This window comes from Streptomyces rectiverticillatus (assembly GCF_013394065.1).
Taxonomy (GTDB): Bacteria; Actinomycetota; Actinomycetes; order Streptomycetales; family Streptomycetaceae; genus Streptomyces; species Streptomyces rectiverticillatus.
On the sequence record NZ_CP040752.1, the window covers coordinates 1,893,368 to 1,913,211 of the forward strand.

Here is a 19,844-nt window from a genome sequence, read left to right on the forward strand (position 1 = left end):
CCGTCTTCCATACTGCGTGCCCCATCATTCCCCCGCCTCTTCCATGATCTCGCCTGTGGCCGTGTTCACGGCGGGGGCGGGCGGGGCGGCCGCCGCGAGCGCGGCGGCGATCGTCTCTGCGGTCTTGCGGCCGATGCCCGGCGTCTCGCAGATCTGCTCGACGGTGGCGGCGCGCAGCCGCTTGACCGAGCCGAAGTGCTTGAGCAGCGCCTTCTTGCGGGTCTCGCCCAGGCCCGGGACCTCGTCGAGCGGCCCGGCCCTCAGCGTTCTCGTGCGTTTGCTGCGCTGGTAGGCGATGGCGAAGCGGTGGGCCTCGTCGCGCACGCGCTGCAGGAGGTAGAGGCCCTCGCTGGTGCGGGGCAGCACGACGGGGTCGTCCTCGCCGGGCAGCCAGACCTCCTCCAGCCGCTTGGCCAGGCCGCAGACCGCCACGTCCTCGATGCCGAGCTCGTCCAGCGCCCTCCGGGCCGCCGCCACCTGCGGCTGCCCGCCGTCGACGACGACGAGCTGCGGCGGGTAGGCGAAGCGCTTGGGGCGCCCGTCCTCGGTGCGGGCCTCCCCGGCGTGGACGTCATCGGCGTGGACGTCCACAGTGCGGCCGTCCTCGGTGCGGCCGTTCTCCTCCTCGACCGCGTTCTCCTCGGACCACTCCCCCGCCTTCTGCTTCTCCTGCAGATAGCGGCGGAACCTGCGGCCGATCACTTCGTGCATCGACCGGACGTCGTCCTGGCCCTCGAACGATCTGATCTGGAAGCGGCGGTACTCGCTCTTGCGCGCCAGGCCGTCCTCGAAGACGACCATCGACGCCACCACGTCCTGGCCCTGAAGGTGGGAGATGTCGAAGCACTCGATGCGCAGCGGCGCGGAATCCAGCTCCAGGGCCTCGGCGATCTCCTCCAGCGCCCGGGAGCGGGTGGTCAGGTCCGAGGCGCGCTTGGTCTTGTGCAGGACGAGGGCCTGCTGGGCATTGCGCTGGACCGTGGCCATCAGGTCCTTCTTGTCGCCGCGCTGGGGAATGCGCAGGTCGACCCGGGAGCCGCGGCGCTCGCCCAGCCACTGGGCGACGGGCTCCACCGGCTCCGGCAGGGCCGGGACCAGGACCTCCTTGGGCACGGCGTCGCCGCGCTCCTCGCCGTAGAGCTGCTGCAGGGCGTGCTCTACGAGGCCCGCCGTGTCGACGGCCTCCACCTTGTCGGTCACCCAGCCGCGCTGGCCGCGCACCCGGCCGCCGCGCACGTGAAAGATCTGCACCGCGGCCTCCAGCTCGTCCTCGGCGACGGCGATCAGGTCGGCGTCGGTGGCGTCGGCGAGGACGACGGCGTTCTTCTCCAGGGCGCGCCGGAGGGCTTCTATGTCGTCCCGCAGGCGGGCGGCCTTCTCGTACTCCATCTCCTCGGCGGCCTCGTGCATCTGCTGCTCCAGGCGGCGCAGGTAGGCGCCGGTGCGGCCGGCCATGAAGTCGCAGAACTCCTCGGCCAGTTCGCGGTGCTCCTCGGCGCTGACGCGGCCGACGCAGGGAGCGGAGCACTTGCCGATGTACCCCAGCAGACAGGGGCGGCCGATCTGGGCCGAGCGCTTGAACACGCCGGCGGAGCAGGTGCGCACGGGGAAGACGCGCAGCATCAGGTCGACGGTCTCGCGGATGGCCCAGGCGTGGGCGTACGGGCCGAAGTAGCGCACGCCCTTCTTCTTGGGGCCGCGCATGACCTGGACGCGCGGGAACTCCTCGCCCATGGTGACGGCGAGGGAGGGATAGCTCTTGTCGTCGCGGTACTTGACGTTGAAGCGGGGGTCGTACTCCTTGATCCAGGAGTACTCCAGCTGGAGGGCCTCGACCTCGGTGGAGACCACGGTCCACTCGACGGAGGCGGCCGTGGTCACCATCGTGCGGGTGCGCGGGTGCAGGCCGGCGAGGTCCTGGAAGTACGAGGAGAGGCGCTGGCGCAGGCTCTTCGCCTTCCCGACGTAGATCACCCGGGCGTGTTCGTCACGGAACCTGTAGACCCCCGGCGAGTCGGGGATCTGTCCCGGCTTGGGTCGGTAGCTGCTGGGGTCGGCCATGTCACACACCCTACTTGCGGGCAGTGACAATCCGCGTCCGTCTGCGGAGGGACCGGCTCCGGCCCCGGCGGGGGGTGGCTGCCGGGGACGGAGCCGGAAGGGAGCCGGCCCGGGGGCCGGCTCAGGGGCCGGCTCGGGGAGCGGTCAGCGGCGCCGGAGCCTGCGCCGCGCGGCCACCGCACCCGCGCCGAGGAGCAGGGCCGCACCGCCGGCCGCCGCGGCGGAGGTGGTGCTCAGCGGGCCGGAACCCTCCTGCGGCGCCGGGGCCGCCTGCTGCTGCTCGGCCGCGGCCTGCTGCGGGCCGTAGCCGCCCGCCCGGCCGTCCTTCGCGTACGCGGAGCCGGGCAGCTTGTCGCCGTACGCCTTGTGGACGCGGGCGCGGTAGCCGTCGAGCGTAGTGCCCTGCGCGCCGACGGCACGGACGGCGTCGGCGTCCAGCGGCAGGACCTTGTCGCCGCGCTGGACGAACCAGGCGTCGATCTGCGGCTCACGGAAGACGGTGCCGCCGCTGAGCTTCCGCGCCCCCTCGGCGGCGTAGCGCGTCTCATCGTCCCCGGTGGCGATGTTGACGACCTTCCAGTCGCCGCCGGTGGGCGCCGTCCACACCGACGCCTTCTGCCCGTCGGACGAGACGGCCTTGCTGGCGAGGAAGTCGAGCGTGGCGACGGGGGCGCCGTCCTTGCCCGCCACGAACTGCGGGGAGAGCGTGTAGACGGGCACCGTCGCGCCCTCGATCCTCGGCTGCGCCTTCGCCGCGGCGACCGCACCGTCGCGGGCGAAGAAGCGGGACAGCGTCCCGAGGGTCGAGGAGGAGCCGGCCGCTTCGTGCGCGGCGGAGACTCCTGCGGCGGTGGGGGCCGCGGGAGGCGCCGGCGTGGCGGCGTGCGCGAGGGGCGCGAGGCCGAGGAGGGCGGCGGTGAGCGCGCCGGCGGCCGCCGCACGGGCCGCGTTCCTCCGGACGTGCTGCTGCTGGTGCATCCGGTCGGTCATGACGTCACGCCCCGATCCGGTAGAGCGAGTGGGTCCAGGAGAAGTTGTTGTTGTTGACGTACCAGCTGTGGGACGCCCAGTTGTAGCGGTTGCTGGAGGGCCAGGGGTCGCCCCAGTAGACGAACTGGTTCGCGTCGTCGTAGCCGTAGATGACGTGCATGTGGCCGCCGCCGGAGGACCACTGGATGCGCGTCTCTACCGGCCTGTTGGCGCTGACCTCGCTCTGGACGGTCGGGTAGCGCAGCCACCCGGTCACGTACGAACCGGGGTTGATGCCCGCCCACTGGAAGGCGGTCTGCACATTGCCCAGCGTGGCCTGGTTGTTGGGGCACTCCGAGCCTATCTGGCGGCGGAAGGCCGCGTTGCAGAACTGGTTCTGGGTGTAGTTGCGCCCCAGCCAGGTGGCGATGGTGTTGCCGGAGGCGGCCCAGCACCAATTGCTCTTCTGCTGGGCCTGCATGGTGATGTCGAGCTTCTTCGAGGCGCGCAGGGAAGGCTGGTCGCCGCCGGCTGCGGACGCCGTGGTGGGGACGGCGAGGAGCAGGGCGGCGGCCACGGCGGCTGCGGTGGGCAGCCGTCTGCCGCGTATGCGGGTCCTTCCGGACGTGTTCAGTTGTGCCGATGCACGGGACATGGACGTTCCTCCCGAGGCGGGGGGTGGTGATGGAGGCGCGTCCGGACGCTGGTCAGGAGCATCAGGGAGTTGTCAGTGAATGGTCAACCGGCTTCAATGCTCGGTGAGCCGACGGTGTGAACGAGGCGTACCGGATGTGAACGTCCGCTGCCCGGCCATGAGGATCACAGCGGTCCGGCGATCCCCGCCGCATTCACCGCTGGTGAATATTCACAGAGGCGCAGGGGTGGGACGGATGGCACGCAGACGCGCGACCGGCGACGCGACCGAGGCCGAACTGGCCCTCGCCCTGCGCACCGGGCCCTTCCACGTGGCGCTGCGGACCGCGCTGAGCGCACGGGGACTCGCGCTGCACCGGGTGCAGCACCGGCTCGCGCAGCGGGGCGTACACGTCGGCGTGACGAGCCTCAGCTACTGGCAGCAGGGCGCGCGCCGGCCGCAGCGCGCGGAGTCGCTCAGGGCGGTACGGGCGCTGGAAGAGCTCCTGGAGCTGCCCGCCCACTCCCTGACCCGGCTACTGGAGCCGGCCTCCCCGCTCAGCGGTGCCGAGCGGCCCGCCACGCGCTCGTACCGCTCCCTGGTCGAGGAGTCCCGCGCCCTGGAACGGCTCCTCGCCGACCTGGGCTCCCCCGCCGACGGCGGCCTGCACACCGTCTGCCACCTGGAGCGGGTCCGCATAGGCGCCGGCCGGGAGCTGCAGGGGCGCGACTCCCACCACGTCGTGCGCGCCCACCGCGACGGCGTGGACCGCTACCTCGCCATCCACCACGGGGACCTCGGCTGCGACCCCGGCCGGGTGACGGTGCGGGCGAACGAGAACTGCCGCGTCGGCCGGGTGCGGTGGCACACGGCGGCAGGCGTGCTCGTCGCGGAGCTGCTCTTCGACACCCGGCTGCGGGCCGGGGACACGTACGTCTTCGGCTACGGCTTCGAGGACGGCACCGCGGGGCCCAGCAGCGAGTACGTGCGCGGCTTCAGCTTCGCCGGCGGGCAGTACGTACTGCAGGTCCGCTTCGACGCCGCCGAGCTGCCCGCGCACTGCCTGCGCTTCACCCGCACCTCGGCGGGCGCGCCCCGCGGCGGGCAGCAGGAGCTGACGCTCGCGGGGCGCCACCGCATGGTGCACCTGGTGGAGCAGACGGTGCGCCCGGGGATCGTGGGGATCGCCTGGGACTGGGCCTGAGAGCCGCACGCCCCGGACCGCGTGCCCCGAAACGTGTGCCGCGAACCGCATGCCCCACCGGGCAGGCGTTACGCCTCCGGGCCCGCGATCAGCTTGCCGCCGACCGCCTTGACCGGCACGGCCGGCAGCGGGGCGCCTGCCGGGCCCTGGAGGACCTTGCCGGTGTTCGCGTCGAACTCGCTGCCGTGACAGGGGCAGCGGACCTTGCCGTTCTCGACCTTGTCGGCCACGCAGCCCGCGTGCGTGCACACCGCACTGAAGGCCTTGTACTCGCCCGGCGCGGTCTGCGAGACGACCAGCCGCTCCTCCCGGAAGAGCCGCGCCTGGCCGACGGGCACGCCGTCCGCCGCACCGAGGTCCACCGGGGCGGTGGGCGTGGCGGCCGCCTTGGGGCCCGTCTTGCCGTCGCAGGCGGCGGCACCCAGCCCGGCGGCGCCCGCGAGCGCGGCGCCCCGGAGCAGCACGGTGCGCCGCGACGCACAAGGGGGCTCGGCGGGGCTCTGCGGGCACGAGGGGGTGGTCATGGGGGGCTCCAGCGCTGGACTCACGGTGAACTGCCGATCGTCGACCTTACCCGCCGCCCGGGACCGCCCCTGCGCCTGGCAGGCTGAGCCGCAGGAGCCAAGGCCAGAGAGGACCGCTTCGTGATCGTCGTAGCCGGAGAAGCCCTGATCGACCTCGTAGCGGCCGGCAAGGCACCGGACGGGGACCCCGCCGGCGACCTGCCGGCCCTGCTGCCGCGGCGCGGCGGCGGCCCGTACAACACCGCCGTCGCGCTGGGGCGGCTGGGGACGCCGGCCGCGTTCTGCTCGCGGGTCTCCACGGACGGCTTCGGGGAGGCGCTGCTGGCCGGCCTGCGGGCCGCGGGGGTGGACACCTCACTCGTGCAGCGGGGGCCCGAGCCGACGACCCTGGCGGTGGCCGACATCGGCGCGGACGGCTCCGCGGGCTACGGCTTCTACGCGCAGGGCACCGCCGACCGCCTCTTCGAGCTGCCCGGGCCGCTGCCGGGCCCGGCGCGGGCGCTGTGCCTGGGCACGTGCTCGCTGGTGCTGGAGCCGGGGGCGAGCGCGTACGAGGCCCTGCTGCGGCGCGAGGCGGAGCGCGGGGTCTTCACTCTGCTCGACCCGAACGTGCGCCCCGGGCTGATCCCCGACGCGGACGCCTATCGGGCCCGCTTCCGCTCCTGGCTGCCGTACGTGTCGGTGCTGAAGCTCTCCGCCGAGGACGCCCGCTGGCTGGGCGGCTCCCCGGAGGAGTGGCTGGCGGCCGGCCCGGCCGCGGTGGTGGTCACGCACGGTGGCGAGGGGCTCGCCGTCCACACGCGCTCCGGCGAGCGGATCGCCGTGCCCGCGCCCCGCGTGGCGGTCACCGACACGATCGGCGCGGGGGACACGGTGAACGCCGCGCTGCTGCACCGCCTCGCGGCGCTGCCGGGCGCGCTGGACGGGCCCGCCCGGCTGGACGGGCCCGCCTGGCGCGACGCGCTGTCCTTCGCGGCCCGGGCGGCGGCTCTCACCTGCACGAGGGCCGGTGCGGAGCCGCCGTACGCCGCCGAGCTGTCGTCATGACCTCCGCCCGGGAGGGCGTGGTCACGCCTTCCGGGCAGCGGCCTTCTTGGCGGGCGCCTTCTTGGCCGCGGTCTTCTTCCGCGCCTTCGGCGCGGAGACCGCAGGCGCATCGCTCACCCGGTCGCCCAGCAGCTCCCGCAGGAACTTGCCGGTGTGGCTGGAGGGCTCGGACGCGACCTCCTCGGGCGTGCCCTCGGCGATGACCAGGCCACCGCCGCTGCCGCCCTCGGGGCCCATGTCCACGACCCAGTCGGCGGTCTTGATCACATCGAGGTTGTGCTCGATGACGATGACGCTGTTGCCCTTGTCGACCAGGCCGGCCAGCACCGAGATGAGCTTGTTGATGTCGTCGAAGTGCAGGCCCGTGGTGGGCTCGTCCAGGACGTAGACCGTGCGGCCCGTGGAGCGCTTCTGCAGCTCGCTGGCGAGCTTCACGCGCTGGGCCTCGCCGCCGGAGAGCGTCGGCGCGGACTGCCCGAGGCGGACGTAGCCGAGGCCGACCTCGTGGAGCGTGCGCAGGTGGCGGGCGATGGTGGGCACGGCCTCGAAGAAGGAGAGCGCCTCCTCGATGGGCATGTCCAGCACCTCGGCGATGGACTTGCCCTTGTAGTGCACCTCCAGGGTCTCGCGGTTGTAGCGCGCACCGTGGCAGACCTCGCACGGCACGTACACGTCCGGCAGGAAGTTCATCTCGATCTTGATGGTGCCGTCGCCGGAGCAGTTCTCGCAGCGGCCGCCCTTGACGTTGAAGGAGAAGCGGCCGGGCAGATAGCCGCGGACCTTGGCCTCCATCGTCTCCGCGAAGAGCTTGCGGATGTGGTCGAAGACGCCGGTGTACGTGGCGGGGTTGGAGCGCGGCGTCCGGCCGATGGGCGACTGGTCGACGTGGACGACCTTGTCGACCAGGTCGTCGCCGTCGACGCGCGTGTGGCGGCCGGGCACGGCCCGGGCGCCGTTCAGCTCGCGGGCGAGGTGCGTGTACAGGATGTCGTTGACCAGGGTCGACTTGCCGGAGCCGGAGACGCCGGTGACGGCCGTGAGCACGCCGAGCGGGAAGGAGACGTCGATGTCCCGCAGGTTGTTCTCGCGGGCGCCGCGGACGGTGATCCGGCGCTCGGGGTCGACGGGCCGGCGGGCGTCCGGTATGGCGATGGCCTTCTTGCCGGAGAGGTAGTGCCCGGTCATCGACTCCTTGTTGCGCAGGAGCTCCTTCAAGGGGCCGCTGTGCACGACCTTGCCGCCGTGCTCGCCGGCGCCGGGGCCGATGTCCACGACCCAGTCGGCGACCTTGATGGTGTCCTCGTCGTGCTCGACGACGATGAGGGTGTTGCCCATGTCGCGCAGGCGGACGAGGGTCTCGATGAGGCGGTGGTTGTCGCGCTGGTGGAGGCCGATGGAGGGCTCGTCCAGCACGTAGAGCACGCCGACGAGGCCGGAGCCGATCTGGGTGGCGAGGCGGATGCGCTGGGCCTCGCCGCCGGAGAGGGTGCCCGCGGCGCGGTTGAGCGAGAGATAGTCCAGGCCGACGTCGACGAGGAACCTCAGGCGCTCGTTGACCTCCTTGAGGACCCGCTCGGCGATCTTCTTCTCGCGGCCGGTGAGCGTCATGTCCCGCAGGAAGTCGGCGCATTCGCTGATCGACATCGCGGAGACCTCCGCGATGGACCGGCCCTGGACGGTGACGGCGAGCACGATCGGCTTCAGGCGCGTGCCCTCGCAGGTGGGGCAGTTCACCTCGCGCATGTAGCCCTCGAAGCGCTCGCGGCTGGCGTCGCTCTCGGCCTCGGAGTGGCGCCGCTTGACGAAGGGCACCGCACCCTCGAAGGCGGTGGTGTACGCGCGCTCGCGCCCGTAGCGGTTGCGGTAGCGCACCTCGATCTGCGTCTTGTGGCCGCTCAGCAGGGCCTTCTTGGCGCGCGCGGGCAGGCCGGCCCAGGGGATGTCCGTACGGAAGCCGAGGGCGTCGGCGAGGGCGCCGACCAGGCGGCTGAAGTAGTCCTTGGTGTGGCCGTGCGACCAGGGGCTGATCGCGCCCTCGTCCAGGGACTTCTCCGGGTCCGGGACGATCAGCTCGGGGTCGACCTCCATGCGGGTGCCGATGCCGGTGCACTCCGGGCAGGCGCCGAAGGGCGAGTTGAAGGAGAACGAGCGGGGCTCCAGCTCCTCGAACGACAGGTCGTCGTAGGGGCAGTAGAGGTGCTCGGAGTACATCCGCTCGCGCTCGGGGTCGCCCTCGGGGAGGTCGACGAAGTCGAGGATGACCATGCCGCCGGACAGGCCCAGGGCGGTCTCGACCGAGTCGGTCAGCCGGCGCTTGGCGCTGTCCTTGACGGTGAGGCGGTCGACGACCACCTCGATGGTGTGCTTCTCCTGCTTCTTGAGCTTGGGCGGATCGGAGAGCTGGATGGTCTCGCCGTCCACCCGGGCCCGGCTGTAGCCCTTGGTCTGCAGGTCGGAAAAGAGGTCGACGAACTCGCCCTTGCGCTCGCGCACCAGCGGCGAGAGCACCTGGAAGCGGCTGCCCTCGGGGAGCTCCAGCACCTTGTCCACGATCGCCTGCGGCGACTGGCGGGTGATGGGGCGGCTGCACTCGGGGCAGTGCGGCTTGCCGATGCGGGCGAAGAGCAGCCGGAGGTAGTCGTAGACCTCGGTGATCGTGCCGACCGTCGAGCGCGGGTTGCGCGAGGTCGACTTCTGGTCGATGGAGACGGCCGGGGACAGGCCCTCGATGAAGTCCACATCGGGCTTGTCCATCTGCCCGAGGAACTGCCGGGCGTAGGAGGAGAGCGACTCGACGTAGCGGCGCTGCCCCTCGGCGAAGATCGTGTCGAACGCGAGGGACGACTTGCCCGAGCCGGAGAGCCCCGTGAAGACGATGAGGGAGTCGCGGGGGAGGTCGAGCGAGACGTTCTTGAGGTTGTGCTCGCGAGCGCCACGGACGATGAGACGGTCAGCCACGCCGGTCGGCACCTTTCTTGAGAACGAGGAAGGGGGGTGGTTCTTGAGAGCGATGAGGCGCGCACCCCCGACCCAGGGTATGGGGGTCGCCGCGCGGATGTCGGATCCGATGCCTCATCGAGCCTATAGCACGCACATTCGATTTACGGCCGGAGTCGGACACCTTCACCCGGACGAGTGGCGGCGCTATCGTCGGCCGCATGATCGACCACGTGCGCGACCTGGCCTCTGTACACGAAGCGACCGAGCGGTTCCTGAGCGCGGTCGGCGCCCTCGACGACGCCGCCGTGACCGCCCCGTCCCGGCTCCCCGGCTGGACCCGCGGGCACGTGATGGCGCACGTCGCGCGCAACGCGGACGCCCTCGTCAACGTCCTGGCCGGCCGTCCGATGTACGTGACCGCCGAGGCCCGCGACGAGGACATCGAGAAGGGCGCGGGCCGCTCCCTGGCGGAGCACCTCGCGGACCTGCGCGACAGCGCCGCGCGCCTGCGGGCCCAGGCCGCCGTCCCCGCCGACTGGGACCGTACGATCACCATGCGCAACGGCGTGACCGACAAGGCCGCCCGTGTCCCCTTCCGCCGCTGGATCGAGCTCGAACTGCACCTCGTCGATCTGGACGTCGGCTACGAGCTGCAGGACCTGCCGGAGGAGTTCACCGGACGGGAGATCGAGTTCCTCGCCGACCGCTGGTCGGCCCGGCCCGGGATCCCCGCCGTCACGGTCGTCGCCGACGACGGCCGGCGCTGGCGCACGGGCGGCACCGCGGAGGGCACCCCGGTCACCGTCAGCGGCCCGCCCGCGGACCTCCTGGGCTGGCTCGCGGGCCGCGGCGACAAGGGCGCGACGCTCGACGCCGCGGGCGCACCGCTGCCCGCCCTCCCCCCGCTGTGAACGGCCCGAAGGAATAGGCTGACGTCATGACGTACAGCGGAGCGGTGAAGGTCGGCGGACCGGCGGACGTGCACGAGCTGACCGACCTGATGATCTCGAAAGTCGCGGTCGGCGCGATGGACAACAACGCCTATCTGCTGCGCTGCCGCGCGACGGACGAGCAGCTGCTGATCGACGCCGCCGCGGAGCCGCACACCCTGCTCTCCCTGATCGGGGACAGCGGCATCGCCTCCGTGGTCACCACGCACCGGCACGGCGACCATTGGGGGGCCCTGCAGGAGGTGGTGGACGCCACCGGCGCCACCACGTACGCGGGCCGCGAGGACGCCGAGGGCATCCCCGTGCCGACCGCCGTACCCGTGGCCGACGGCGACGTCATCCGCGTGGGCCGCGTGGAGCTCACCGCACGGCACCTGGTGGGGCACACTCCGGGCAGCATCGCGCTGGTCTACGACGACCCGCACGGTCACCCGCACGTGTTCACCGGCGACTGCCTGTTCCCGGGTGGCGTCGGCAACACCCACAACGACCCGAAGGCCTTCGCGAGCCTCCTCCACGACGTGGAGACGAGGCTCTTCGGGGAGCTCCCGGACGAGACGTGGGTCTACCCGGGCCACGGCGCGGACACCACGCTGGGCGCCGAGCGCCCCCACCTCGCCGAATGGCGCGAACGCGGCTGGTGACCCTCCCCCGCACCTGACACTCCCCGCACCGGGATCCTGCGGGCATGCAGTGAGGCCGTCCATCCAAATCACTCCGGATGCGGCGGCCTCATTCCTTAAGGTACTCCTCCTCGGGCCGGATGGCCATACCTGAGCAAATCCGGACGAAAAATATTCTGCGGCCTTCCTGGACCCACGCGCCCCCCACTGCGCCACCGCACGCCCGTTGCCTCCCTGCCGACTGGCTGTTGGGCAGTACATGCAACCGCACAGCACCCCGCCCCCTCGCCGGCCGTCCATGCTGCGCCTGGCGCTCGCCGCCATGACCGGCACCGCCGTCGAGTTCTACGACTTCTACGTCTACGGCACCGCAGCGGCCCTCGTCCTCGGGCCCCTGTACTTCCCCACCGTCTCCCCGCTGCTCGGCACCCTCGCCGCCTTCGCCACCTTCGGGGTCGGCTTCCTCGCCCGCCCGCTGGGCGCGGTGCTCTTCGGCCACATCGGCGACCGGCACGGGCGGCGGCCCGTCCTCATGGCCTCCCTGCTGCTGACGGGCCTGGCCACGGTCGCGGTGGGCTTCGTCCCCACCTACGACAGCATCGGCATCGCCGCGCCGCTGCTCCTGCTCGTCCTGCGGTTCGCGCAGGGGCTCGGGCTCGGCGGGGAGTGGGGCGGGGCGGTACTGCTGACCGCGGAGCACGCCCCGGCGCACCGCCGCGCCCTGTGGACCAGCCTCCCGCAGCTCGGCGCGCCGACGGGGTTCCTGCTGGCCAACGGCCTGGCCCTCGTGCTGTCGGCGGGGCTCTCCGAGGCGGACTACCTGGCCTGGGGCTGGCGGGTGCCGTTCTGGGGCGCTGGGCTCATGGCGGCGGCGGGCCTGCTGCTGCGCTCCCGGCTCCCCGAGACCCCGCAGTTCCGCGCTCTGGAGGCCACGGACACCCGGGCCGCCCTGCCCTTCGCCGAGCTCCTGCGCGGCCACTGGCGGCCGGTCCTGCTCGTCGCGGGCGGGCTCTCCCTCGTCTTCGCCGCCCACTACGCGATCAGCACGTGGGCCCTGGCCTACGGCACCGAGCGGCTGGACGTCGGCCGCACGACCATGCTCGGCTGCATCATGGCGGGCGTCGTCGTGTCCAGCCTGCTCACCCCGGTCTTCGCCGTGCTGGGCGACCGCTACGGGCGGCGCTCCCTGTGCCTGGCCGGCAGCGCCGGCCTGGGCCTGTGGACGGCCCCGCTGATGGGCCTGCTGCACACCGGGCGGCCCGCCTGGATGCTGCTGGGCTTCGCGGGGGCGGCGGTGCCCTTCGCGGCGGTGGTCGGCGTCGTGGCCGCCTATCTCCCGGAGCTGTTCGAGACCCGGGTGCGGTGCACGGGGGCGGCGGTCGGCTACAACCTGGCCGGGGTGGTGGGCGGCGGGCTCACCCCGGTCGCGGCGACGGCGCTGGCGCAGGGCTCCGGTCCGCCTTGGGCGGTCGCCGGCTACCTCATGGCCGTCGCCCTCGTGAGCCTGGGCTGCTTCGCCCTGCTGCCCGAGACCCGTCCGGCCGCGGTGCCCGGAACCGCGGCGGAGGCCGCCCCCGCCTGAGCGGGGACGGCCTCCGGAAAAGCACGGGCGGCAGGGGCGGGGCCTGCGTCAGACGCGGACCTCGTCCTTGCCCTCCGGGGCGGCCTCGGCCTCCGCAGCGGCCATGCCCTCCGCAGCGGCTTCCTGCTCCTGCTTGCGGGAGGCGCGCAGGCTGGTGACCGTGGTGACGACCAGCACCGCGCAGATGACGCCGAGGGACACCGGGATGCTGATCTCGGGGACGCCCACGCCGTTCTCGTGGAGGGCGTGCAGGACGAGCTTGACGCCGATGAAGCCCAGGATGACCGAGAGGCCGTACGAGAGGTGGACGAGCTTCTTCAGCAGTCCGCCGATCAGGAAGTACAGCTGGCGCAGGCCCATGAGGGCGAAGGCGTTCGCCGTGAAGACGATGTACGGGTCCTGGGTCAGGCCGAAGATCGCGGGGATCGAGTCCAGGGCGAAGAGGACGTCGGTGGTGCCGATCGCCAGCATGACGATCAGCATCGGCGTCATCAGGCGCTTGCCGTTCTCCACGATGAAGAGCTTGGTGCCGTGGTAGCGGTCCGTGGAGGGGAAGCGCTTCTCGACCAGCTTGAGGAAACGATTCTCCTCGAACTCCTCGTCTTCCTCGTCGGCGCGCGCCTCCTGGATGAGCTTCCAGGCCGTCCAGATGAGGAAGGCGCCGAAGATGTAGAAGACCCAGGAGAAGTTGGCGATGATCGCCGCACCCGCGCCGATGAACACGGCCCGCAGGACCAGGGCGATGAGCACGCCGACCATCAGGACCCGCTGCTGGTACACCGTCGGGACCGCGAACTTCGCCATGATCAGGACGAAGACGAAGAGATTGTCGACGCTGAGCGATTTCTCGGTGATGAAGCCGGCGAAGAACTCGCCGGCCGGCTGGCCGCCGCCGAAGAGCAGCAGGCCGAGGCCGAAGAGGCCGGCGAGGGCGACCCAGACCGCGGTCCACACCCCGGCTTCCTTGAGGGAGACCTCGTGCGGCTTGCGGCCTCCGATGAAGAAGTCGGCGGTGACGAGGGCGCACAGACCGAGAATGGTCAGCACCCACAGGGTCAGGGAGACGTCCACTGTTCCTCCGGTACGTCGTACGGGCGTACGGCAGTCCCCAGAACGGTACAGGAAGACTCAAGGAACAGTAAAGAAAGGCCAAAAACTCCAGCTCAGCAGCCCTTTACCTGCTAGATGCCATACGCCTGGCGCGCCTGGCCCACGCTCCGCAGCACCTGCCCCAGCACATCGCTGCCGACCGGCACGAGCGAGGGCTCGTACGTCCAGGTGTGCCCGACCCACGGGTCGGCGAGGTGGTCGTCGGGGACCGGAGTGACCCGCAGCAGGGCGCGCCAGAGCGGGTCGAGCACCGGCCCGTACCCCCGGGCGTCCTCCCGGTCGGCGACCATCATCAGGTGTACCCCCACGGACGGCCCCTCGTCCGCGATGTACCGCAGCTGGTTGACCGAGCGGTCGTCGAAGCCGTGCGGGAAGTCGTTGACGATCAGCAGCTGCTCCGCGGTGTCCACATCCGGCGGGAGGGAGTCCGAGGCACCGCTGCGCGCGGCCATCTGCACCAGGTCGACGCGGCGCGTCAGGCGGTCCAGCAGCGCGGAGACCCCCTGCGCCCCGGCCGCGGGAGCCTCCTTGAGCGCGCCGGACTGCAGCAGCGGCGCGAGCGCCCCGCCGGCCGCGCCCGCCGGGTCGATCACGTGCACCGTGTAGTCGCCGACGGGGTGCACGGCCAGCAGCCGCGCGGCGTGGGCGACCGCCGTCTCCATGGCCAGCCGGCGCAGCTCGGAGGAGTCCACGATCGCCGACTGCAGGCCGGAGGTGCGGCCGCTGTCGATCCACAGCCCGCGCTCCAGAGGCAGCCGCACCAGCATGGGGATCCGCAGGTCGGTGCGCTCCGGCAGGTGCAGCTCGCCCAGGCGCAGCGCCATCGGGGTCTCCAGCGGCACCTGGAAGCCCTGCCAGACCGGGCTGTCCCAGCGGGCGAAGGCCGGCGGCAGCGCGTGCTCGACGACCTCGGCCTCGGCGGCGAGCTGGGCGAGGTCGCGGTCGAGGACCGCCCGGGCCTGCTCCACGAGGCTCGCCTGCCGGGCCCGGGCCTCGGCCCGGGCCGCATCGGCCGCCGGGCCCACGCGGGTGGCCGGGTCGGAGAGGACCTTGTCCAGCTCCTGCTCCAGGCGCGACTCCGCGAAGTCGACGGCACTGCGGTAGGCGGCGGCCGAGCGGGCCAGGTCCTCGAACATGCCCCACACCTGGTTGTAGAGCCGCTCGTTCATCGTCCAGCCGTTGGCGTCGCCCGCGACGGGGCGGGGCGGCTGCCCCGGCTCCGCGGGCGGGGCGGCGACCGGAGCGGGGTCCGGGGGCGTCGCGGTGGCGCGGCGGGGGTGGCGGTAGTCGACGGGGCCGCCGCCGGGTGCGGGGGCCTGCGGCGCGGGGTCCGCAGCCGGGCGCGGGGGCGGCGGCGCGACCGCGCGGGCCATGCCGCGGGTGACGGCCTCGTTGATGGCCGCGGCGGTCTCGAAGGCCTGTTCCAGCCCCTGGTCGTGCAGCATCGCGGCGAGCCCGCCCGCGTACCCCTGGCCGACGGCGCGCACCTTCCAGGCGCCCTGCCTGCGGTACAGCTCCAGGGCGACGACGGCGGACTCCACGCCGAGGTCCGTGATCGTGAAGGTGGCGATCTCGGCCCCGTCGAGCTCGGTGACGGCGATGAACGGAGCGGCCAGTGTGCCGAAGGAGGTGGGGCCGCCCGCTCCGGCGGGCAGCGCGAGCATCACGTGGACCCGGTGCACGTCCTCGGGGAGGGCCTCCAGGTCGACGGCGAGCCGGTGGTCGGCCGCGGCCTGCCGGGAGACCTCCAGGCCGGGCAGGCGGTGGGAGGCGGGGTGCGCGACCCGGTCGGCGCCGGCCACCTTGCCGTCCGCGCCGGCGAGCGTGGCGCCCGCGACGACGGGGCCTCCCGCCGAGACCCGGATCTCCAGGCGGGTACCGGACAGCGGGTGGTTCTGCCCCCGCACCAGCTCGGCCGTCATTGCTGCGCCCCCTCGTTGTTCATGCTCGTGCTGCGTTCATGCTCGTGCTGCGCTCGTCGTGCCCGCGGGCCCGGCGGAAACGCTCTCCGCCGGGCCCGGGATGTTCTTCAGGATGCGTACGCCTACAGGCTCGGCAGGATCGCCGGCATGAGGTCCTGGAAGGTCTTGCCGTTGGCCGGGTTGCCGATGGCGGTCATCGCCCAGCCGTTGCCGGAGCGGTGCACCTTCGCCATGATCTGCGCGGTGTACGAACCGCCGCCGTCGAGGGTGTAGCGGGCGAGCTCCTGGCCGTTGGTCTCGTCGACCAGGCGGCAGAAGGCGTTCTGCACCTCGGAGAACGTCTGGCCGGTGAAGGAGTTCACCGTGAAGACGATCTGGTCGATGTGCACGGGGACGCGCTGCAGGTCGACGAGGATCGCCTCGTCGTCGCCGCCCGTGCCGGCGCCGCCGACCAGGTTGTCACCGGTGTGCCGCACCGAGCCGTCGTCGCTGACCAGGTGGCGGAAGAAGACCACGTCCACCGGCTGGCCCCCGGCGAAGAGCACCGCCGAGGCGTCGAGGTCGATCTCCCTCGTGCGCGACCCGAACAGTCCGCGGCGGGGGGCCGCCTGCCAGCCAAGCCCCATCCGCACGGCGGTCAGGGTGCCTCCGTCTGCCTTCTGCAGGCTGATGCCCTGACCCTTGGACAAGTTGACCGTCACGCGCAGTCCCTTCTCGTTCTATTTCCCCGTGGGCCGGGCGTCCGCACGGCCTCCGCCCCGACCCTACGCACGGACCCCGATCCCGCACGAATCCGAACGGGATTTGTGGCGGTCTTGCAACATCCCCGCCCGTACCTCAGGCGAGCCCGGCCTCCTTCATCTGCCGCAGCTCCTTCTTCAGCTCGCTCACCTCGTCGCGCAGCCGGGCGGCGACCTCGAACTGCAGCTCCGCGGCCGCGGCCCGCATGCGGTCGGTCATGTCCTCGATCTGCTGAGCCAGTTCGGCGGCGGGACGGTCCGTCACCGCGACGGCGGCCTTCGCCTTGCCCTTGGCGGCCTTGGCACCCTTGCCCGCCGCCTTCCCGGCCGGCGCGGTGGGCACCGGGGCCTTGCCCTTGGCGCCCTTCTCCCGGTAGCCGGAGCCCAGGAGCTCCTGGGTGTCGATCTCCTCGCGGGCCAGGGTGGCGACGATGTCGCCGATCTTCTTGCGCAGGGGCTGGGGGTCGATGCCCCGCTCCTTGTTGTACGCGATCTGCTTCGCCCGGCGGCGGTTGGTCTCGTCGATGGCCTTCTCCATCGCCGGGGTGACCTTGTCGGCGTACATGTGGACCTGGCCGGAGACGTTACGCGCGGCACGCCCGATGGTCTGGATCAGGGAGGTGCCCGAGCGCAGGAAGCCCTCCTTGTCGGCGTCCAGGATGGCGACCAGGGACACCTCGGGCAGGTCAAGGCCCTCGCGCAGCAGGTTGATGCCGACCAGGACGTCGTACTCACCGGCCCGCAGCTCGCGCAGCAGCTCCACACGGCGCAGCGTGTCGACGTCGCTGTGCAGGTAGCGGACCTGGATGCCGAGCTCCAGGAAGTAGTCCGTGAGGTCCTCGGCCATCTTCTTGGTGAGGGTGGTGACCAGGACGCGCTCGTCCTTCTCGGTGCGCGTGCGGATCTCGTGCACCAGGTCGTCGATCTGACCCTCGGTCGGCTTGACGACGACCTCGGGGTCGACCAGGCCCGTGGGGCGGATGATCTGCTCGACGAAGCCGTCCGAGCGCGAGAGCTCGTACTTTCCGGGGGTCGCCGAGAGGTAGACCGTCTGCCCGATGCGCTCGGTGAACTCCTCCCACTTCAGCGGGCGGTTGTCCATGGCCGAGGGCAGCCGGAAGCCGTGCTCCACGAGCGTGCGCTTGCGGGAGGCGTCGCCCTCGTACATGGCACCGATCTGCGGGACGGTGACGTGCGACTCGTCGATGACGAGGAGGAAGTCCTCCGGGAAGTAGTCGAGGAGGGTGTTGGGCGGGGAGCCGGGCTCGCGGTCGTCCATGTGCAGCGAGTAGTTCTCGATGCCGGAGCAGGAGCCGATCTGGCGCATCATCTCGATGTCGTACGTGGTGCGCATGCGCAGGCGCTGCGCCTCCAGGAGCTTGCCCTGCTTCTCCATGCGGGCGAGGGTCTCCTCCAGCTCCGCCTCGATGCCGGCGACGGCCTTCTCCATCCGCTCGGCACCGGCGATGTAGTGGCTGGCGGGGAAGACGTACAGCTCCCGGTCGTCGGAGAGGACCTCGCCGGTGAGCGGGTGGAGCGTGGAGAGCGCCTCGATCTCGTCACCGAACATCTCGATGCGGACCGCGAGCTCCTCGTAGACCGGGAAGATCTCGATGGTGTCGCCGCGGACGCGGAAGGTGCCGCGGGTGAACGCGAGGTCGTTGCGGGTGTACTGGATCTCCACGAAGCGGCGCAGCAGCTCGTCGCGGTCGATCTCCTCGCCGACCTTCAGCGGCACCATGCGGTCGACGTACTCCTGGGGGGTGCCCAGGCCGTAGATGCAGGACACCGAGGCCACCACCACGACGTCACGCCGGGTGAGCAGGGAGTTGGTGGCGGAGTGGCGCAGCCGCTCCACCTCCTCATTGATCGAGGAATCCTTCTCGATGTACGTGTCCGACTGCGGTACGTAGGCCTCGGGCTGGTAGTAGTCGTAGTACGAGACGAAGTATTCGACGGCGTTGTTGGGCAGGAGCTCGCGGAACTCATTGGCGAGCTGGGCCGCCAGGGTCTTGTTCGGCGCCATGACGAGCGTCGGCCGCTGGAGCTTCTCGATCATCCACGCGGTGGTCGCGGACTTGCCGGTACCGGTCGCACCGAGGAGCACGACATCCTTCTCACCTGCGCGGATACGTCGCTCCAGCTCGGCGATGGCCGTCGGCTGGTCACCGCTGGGCTGGAAGGGGCTGACGACCTCGAAAGGCGCCACCTTGCGTTCGATCTTCGATACGGGCCGCATGAGACCACGGTACGGCCCCCCACTGACAACGGCCGGACACCCGGCGTCCGGCCCCTGTTCCCGGGGCGAACGGGCGGCGTCGATCCGGCGAAGAACAGCCGTTCCCGCTCCCCTCCCCCGCCCCCGTCGCGTACTTGTCTGAGGTACGCCCATCCCGTACACCAAGGGCCAGGGGACGCCCGGCCCCCCGATGTACTTGCCCGTCCGTGTCCAGACGCCGCGAGGAGCCCGTATGCGCATCCGCCCCGTCTCCGCCGTGACCAGCGCGCTGCTCGTCCTGTCCACGCTCGTCCTCACCGCTCCCCACGCCCGCGCGGCCGCCCCCGAGCGGGCGGCCGCGCACACGCGCGTGCCGCTCGCGATCGGCCACCGCGGCGTGCCCGTGCAGGCCCCGGAGAACACGCTGGCCTCGGTCGACAGAGCCGCCGAACTGGGGATCACCTGGGTGGAGAACGACGTGCAGCGCACCAAGGACGGTGCACTGATCGTCATGCACGACACCACCCTGGTGCGGACGACCGACGTCAAGCGGCGCTTCCCCGGCCGCGCCCCCTGGAAGATCGCCGACTTCACCCTCGCCGAGATCCGCAAGCTCGACGCCGGCCGCTGGTACGACCGCAGGTTCGCCGGGGAGCGGGTGCCCACGCTGCGCAGCTATCTGCAGCGCGTCGACCGCAACAAGCAGAAGCTGCTGCTGGAGGTCAAGGCCCCCGAGCTCTACCCGGGCATCGAGCGGCAGCTGGCGAGCGAGCTGCAGCGCGCCGGGTGGCTCAACGCGCGCCACGTGCGGAGCTCCCTGGTCGTGCAGTCCTTCAGCGCCGCCTCCCTCAAGGCCTTCCACCGCGTGCGGCCGGACGTGAAGACGGGCTTCCTCGGGGCCCCCAAGCCCTCGGAGCTGCGCTCGTACGCCGCGTTCGCCGACCAGATCAACCCGCACCACCGGAGCGTCACCGCCGCATGGGTGCGGGCGGTGCACGCCCTGCGGGGGCCGCACGGGCGGATGCTCGAGGTCTCGGCGTGGACCGTGGACAACGGCGACCGGGCCGTCGACCTGGCGCGCATGGGGGTCGACGGCATCATCAGCAACGCCCCGCACGAGATCGAGGACGCTCTGGAGGAGGACCTCGACGAGCAGGACGAGCAGGACGAGCGGAACGAGGAGGACGAGGAGGGCAACGGCCTGTCGATCCTGAGCTTCCTGGGCCTGTAGACCGGTCCCCGCCAGCCCGCGAGGGCCGTGGATCACTTGATCGTGGATCACTTGTCCGGTCCGGGGTCCGGCGGGGCCCCGGACGGCCT

General features: G+C 71.9%; 15 protein-coding genes. 6 read left to right on the forward strand and 9 right to left on the reverse strand.

All coding sequences use genetic code 11. The features are described 5' to 3' along the window. Nucleotides 1-24 precede the first annotated feature (24 nt). The 3 genes from uvrC to FGW37_RS08040 form a co-directional block, all read right to left on the reverse strand. Nucleotides 25-2,061, reverse strand: a complete 2,037-nt coding sequence (uvrC, locus tag FGW37_RS08030) for an excinuclease ABC subunit UvrC (protein ID WP_179080432.1) — start codon at nucleotides 2,059-2,061, stop codon at nucleotides 25-27. Nucleotides 2,062-2,205: 144 nt separating this feature from the next. Beyond that, entirely contained in the window at nucleotides 2,206-3,051 is an 846-nt protein-coding gene (locus FGW37_RS08035; protein WP_246430309.1) for a hypothetical protein, read from the reverse strand. Nucleotides 3,052-3,055: 4 nt separating this feature from the next. Continuing rightward, nucleotides 3,056-3,685 carry a papain-like cysteine protease family protein gene (locus FGW37_RS08040; RefSeq protein ID WP_179080433.1) on the reverse strand — a complete coding sequence of 210 codons (630 nt, stop codon included), beginning with the start codon at nucleotides 3,683-3,685 and terminating at the stop codon, nucleotides 3,056-3,058. Between the two features lie 235 nt (nucleotides 3,686-3,920). On the opposite strand from FGW37_RS08040, the gene FGW37_RS08045 reads away from it, so the two are divergent. Continuing rightward, entirely contained in the window at nucleotides 3,921-4,868 is a 948-nt protein-coding gene (locus tag FGW37_RS08045) for a hypothetical protein (protein ID WP_179080434.1), read from the forward strand. A gap of 68 nt (nucleotides 4,869-4,936) precedes the next feature. Here FGW37_RS08045 and FGW37_RS08050 read toward each other — a convergent pair whose 3' ends face one another. After that, complete coding sequence (locus FGW37_RS08050) at nucleotides 4,937-5,392, reverse strand: Rieske (2Fe-2S) protein (RefSeq protein WP_179080435.1); 456 nt, start codon at nucleotides 5,390-5,392, stop codon at nucleotides 4,937-4,939. A 120-nt stretch (nucleotides 5,393-5,512) separates the two neighbouring features. On the opposite strand from FGW37_RS08050, the gene FGW37_RS08055 reads away from it, so the two are divergent. Beyond that, nucleotides 5,513-6,439, forward strand: a complete 927-nt coding sequence (locus tag FGW37_RS08055; protein WP_179080436.1) for a carbohydrate kinase family protein — start codon at nucleotides 5,513-5,515, stop codon at nucleotides 6,437-6,439. Between the two features lie 21 nt (nucleotides 6,440-6,460). On the opposite strand, the gene uvrA is transcribed toward FGW37_RS08055, so the two are convergent. Further along, complete coding sequence (gene uvrA, locus FGW37_RS08060) at nucleotides 6,461-9,397, reverse strand: excinuclease ABC subunit UvrA (protein WP_179080437.1); 2,937 nt, start codon at nucleotides 9,395-9,397, stop codon at nucleotides 6,461-6,463. Nucleotides 9,398-9,597: 200 nt separating this feature from the next. Between uvrA and FGW37_RS08065 the strand changes: the two genes are divergently transcribed. The 3 genes from FGW37_RS08065 to FGW37_RS08075 all read left to right on the forward strand — a co-directional run bounded on the left by FGW37_RS08065 (nucleotide 9,598) and on the right by FGW37_RS08075 (nucleotide 12,534). Beyond that, nucleotides 9,598-10,290: a maleylpyruvate isomerase family mycothiol-dependent enzyme gene (locus FGW37_RS08065; protein WP_179080438.1), complete on the forward strand. Its 693-nt coding sequence runs from the start codon at nucleotides 9,598-9,600 to the stop codon at nucleotides 10,288-10,290. Nucleotides 10,291-10,316: 26 nt separating this feature from the next. Further along, nucleotides 10,317-10,973 (forward strand): MBL fold metallo-hydrolase, encoded by a 657-nt coding sequence (locus FGW37_RS08070; RefSeq protein WP_179080439.1) that lies wholly within the window; start codon nucleotides 10,317-10,319, stop codon nucleotides 10,971-10,973. A gap of 277 nt (nucleotides 10,974-11,250) precedes the next feature. Next, a complete protein-coding gene (locus FGW37_RS08075; RefSeq protein ID WP_179080440.1) occupies nucleotides 11,251-12,534 on the forward strand; it encodes an MFS transporter in 1,284 nt (427 codons plus the stop codon). Between the two features lie 48 nt (nucleotides 12,535-12,582). Here FGW37_RS08075 and FGW37_RS08080 read toward each other — a convergent pair whose 3' ends face one another. The 4 genes from FGW37_RS08080 to uvrB all read right to left on the reverse strand — a co-directional run bounded on the left by FGW37_RS08080 (nucleotide 12,583) and on the right by uvrB (nucleotide 18,545). Then, complete coding sequence (locus FGW37_RS08080) at nucleotides 12,583-13,605, reverse strand: TerC family protein (protein WP_179080441.1); 1,023 nt, start codon at nucleotides 13,603-13,605, stop codon at nucleotides 12,583-12,585. Nucleotides 13,606-13,715: 110 nt separating this feature from the next. Next, a complete protein-coding gene (locus tag FGW37_RS08085; protein ID WP_179080442.1) occupies nucleotides 13,716-15,566 on the reverse strand; it encodes a TerD family protein in 1,851 nt (616 codons plus the stop codon). A gap of 122 nt (nucleotides 15,567-15,688) precedes the next feature. Continuing rightward, nucleotides 15,689-16,267 (reverse strand): TerD family protein, encoded by a 579-nt coding sequence (locus tag FGW37_RS08090; RefSeq protein ID WP_179080443.1) that lies wholly within the window; start codon nucleotides 16,265-16,267, stop codon nucleotides 15,689-15,691. A 136-nt stretch (nucleotides 16,268-16,403) separates the two neighbouring features. Next, nucleotides 16,404-18,545: an excinuclease ABC subunit UvrB gene (uvrB, locus tag FGW37_RS08095; RefSeq protein WP_179080444.1), complete on the reverse strand. Its 2,142-nt coding sequence runs from the start codon at nucleotides 18,543-18,545 to the stop codon at nucleotides 16,404-16,406. Nucleotides 18,546-18,777: 232 nt separating this feature from the next. On the opposite strand from uvrB, the gene FGW37_RS08100 reads away from it, so the two are divergent. Then, entirely contained in the window at nucleotides 18,778-19,755 is a 978-nt protein-coding gene (locus FGW37_RS08100) for a glycerophosphodiester phosphodiesterase (RefSeq protein ID WP_179080445.1), read from the forward strand. Nucleotides 19,756-19,844 lie beyond the last annotated feature (89 nt).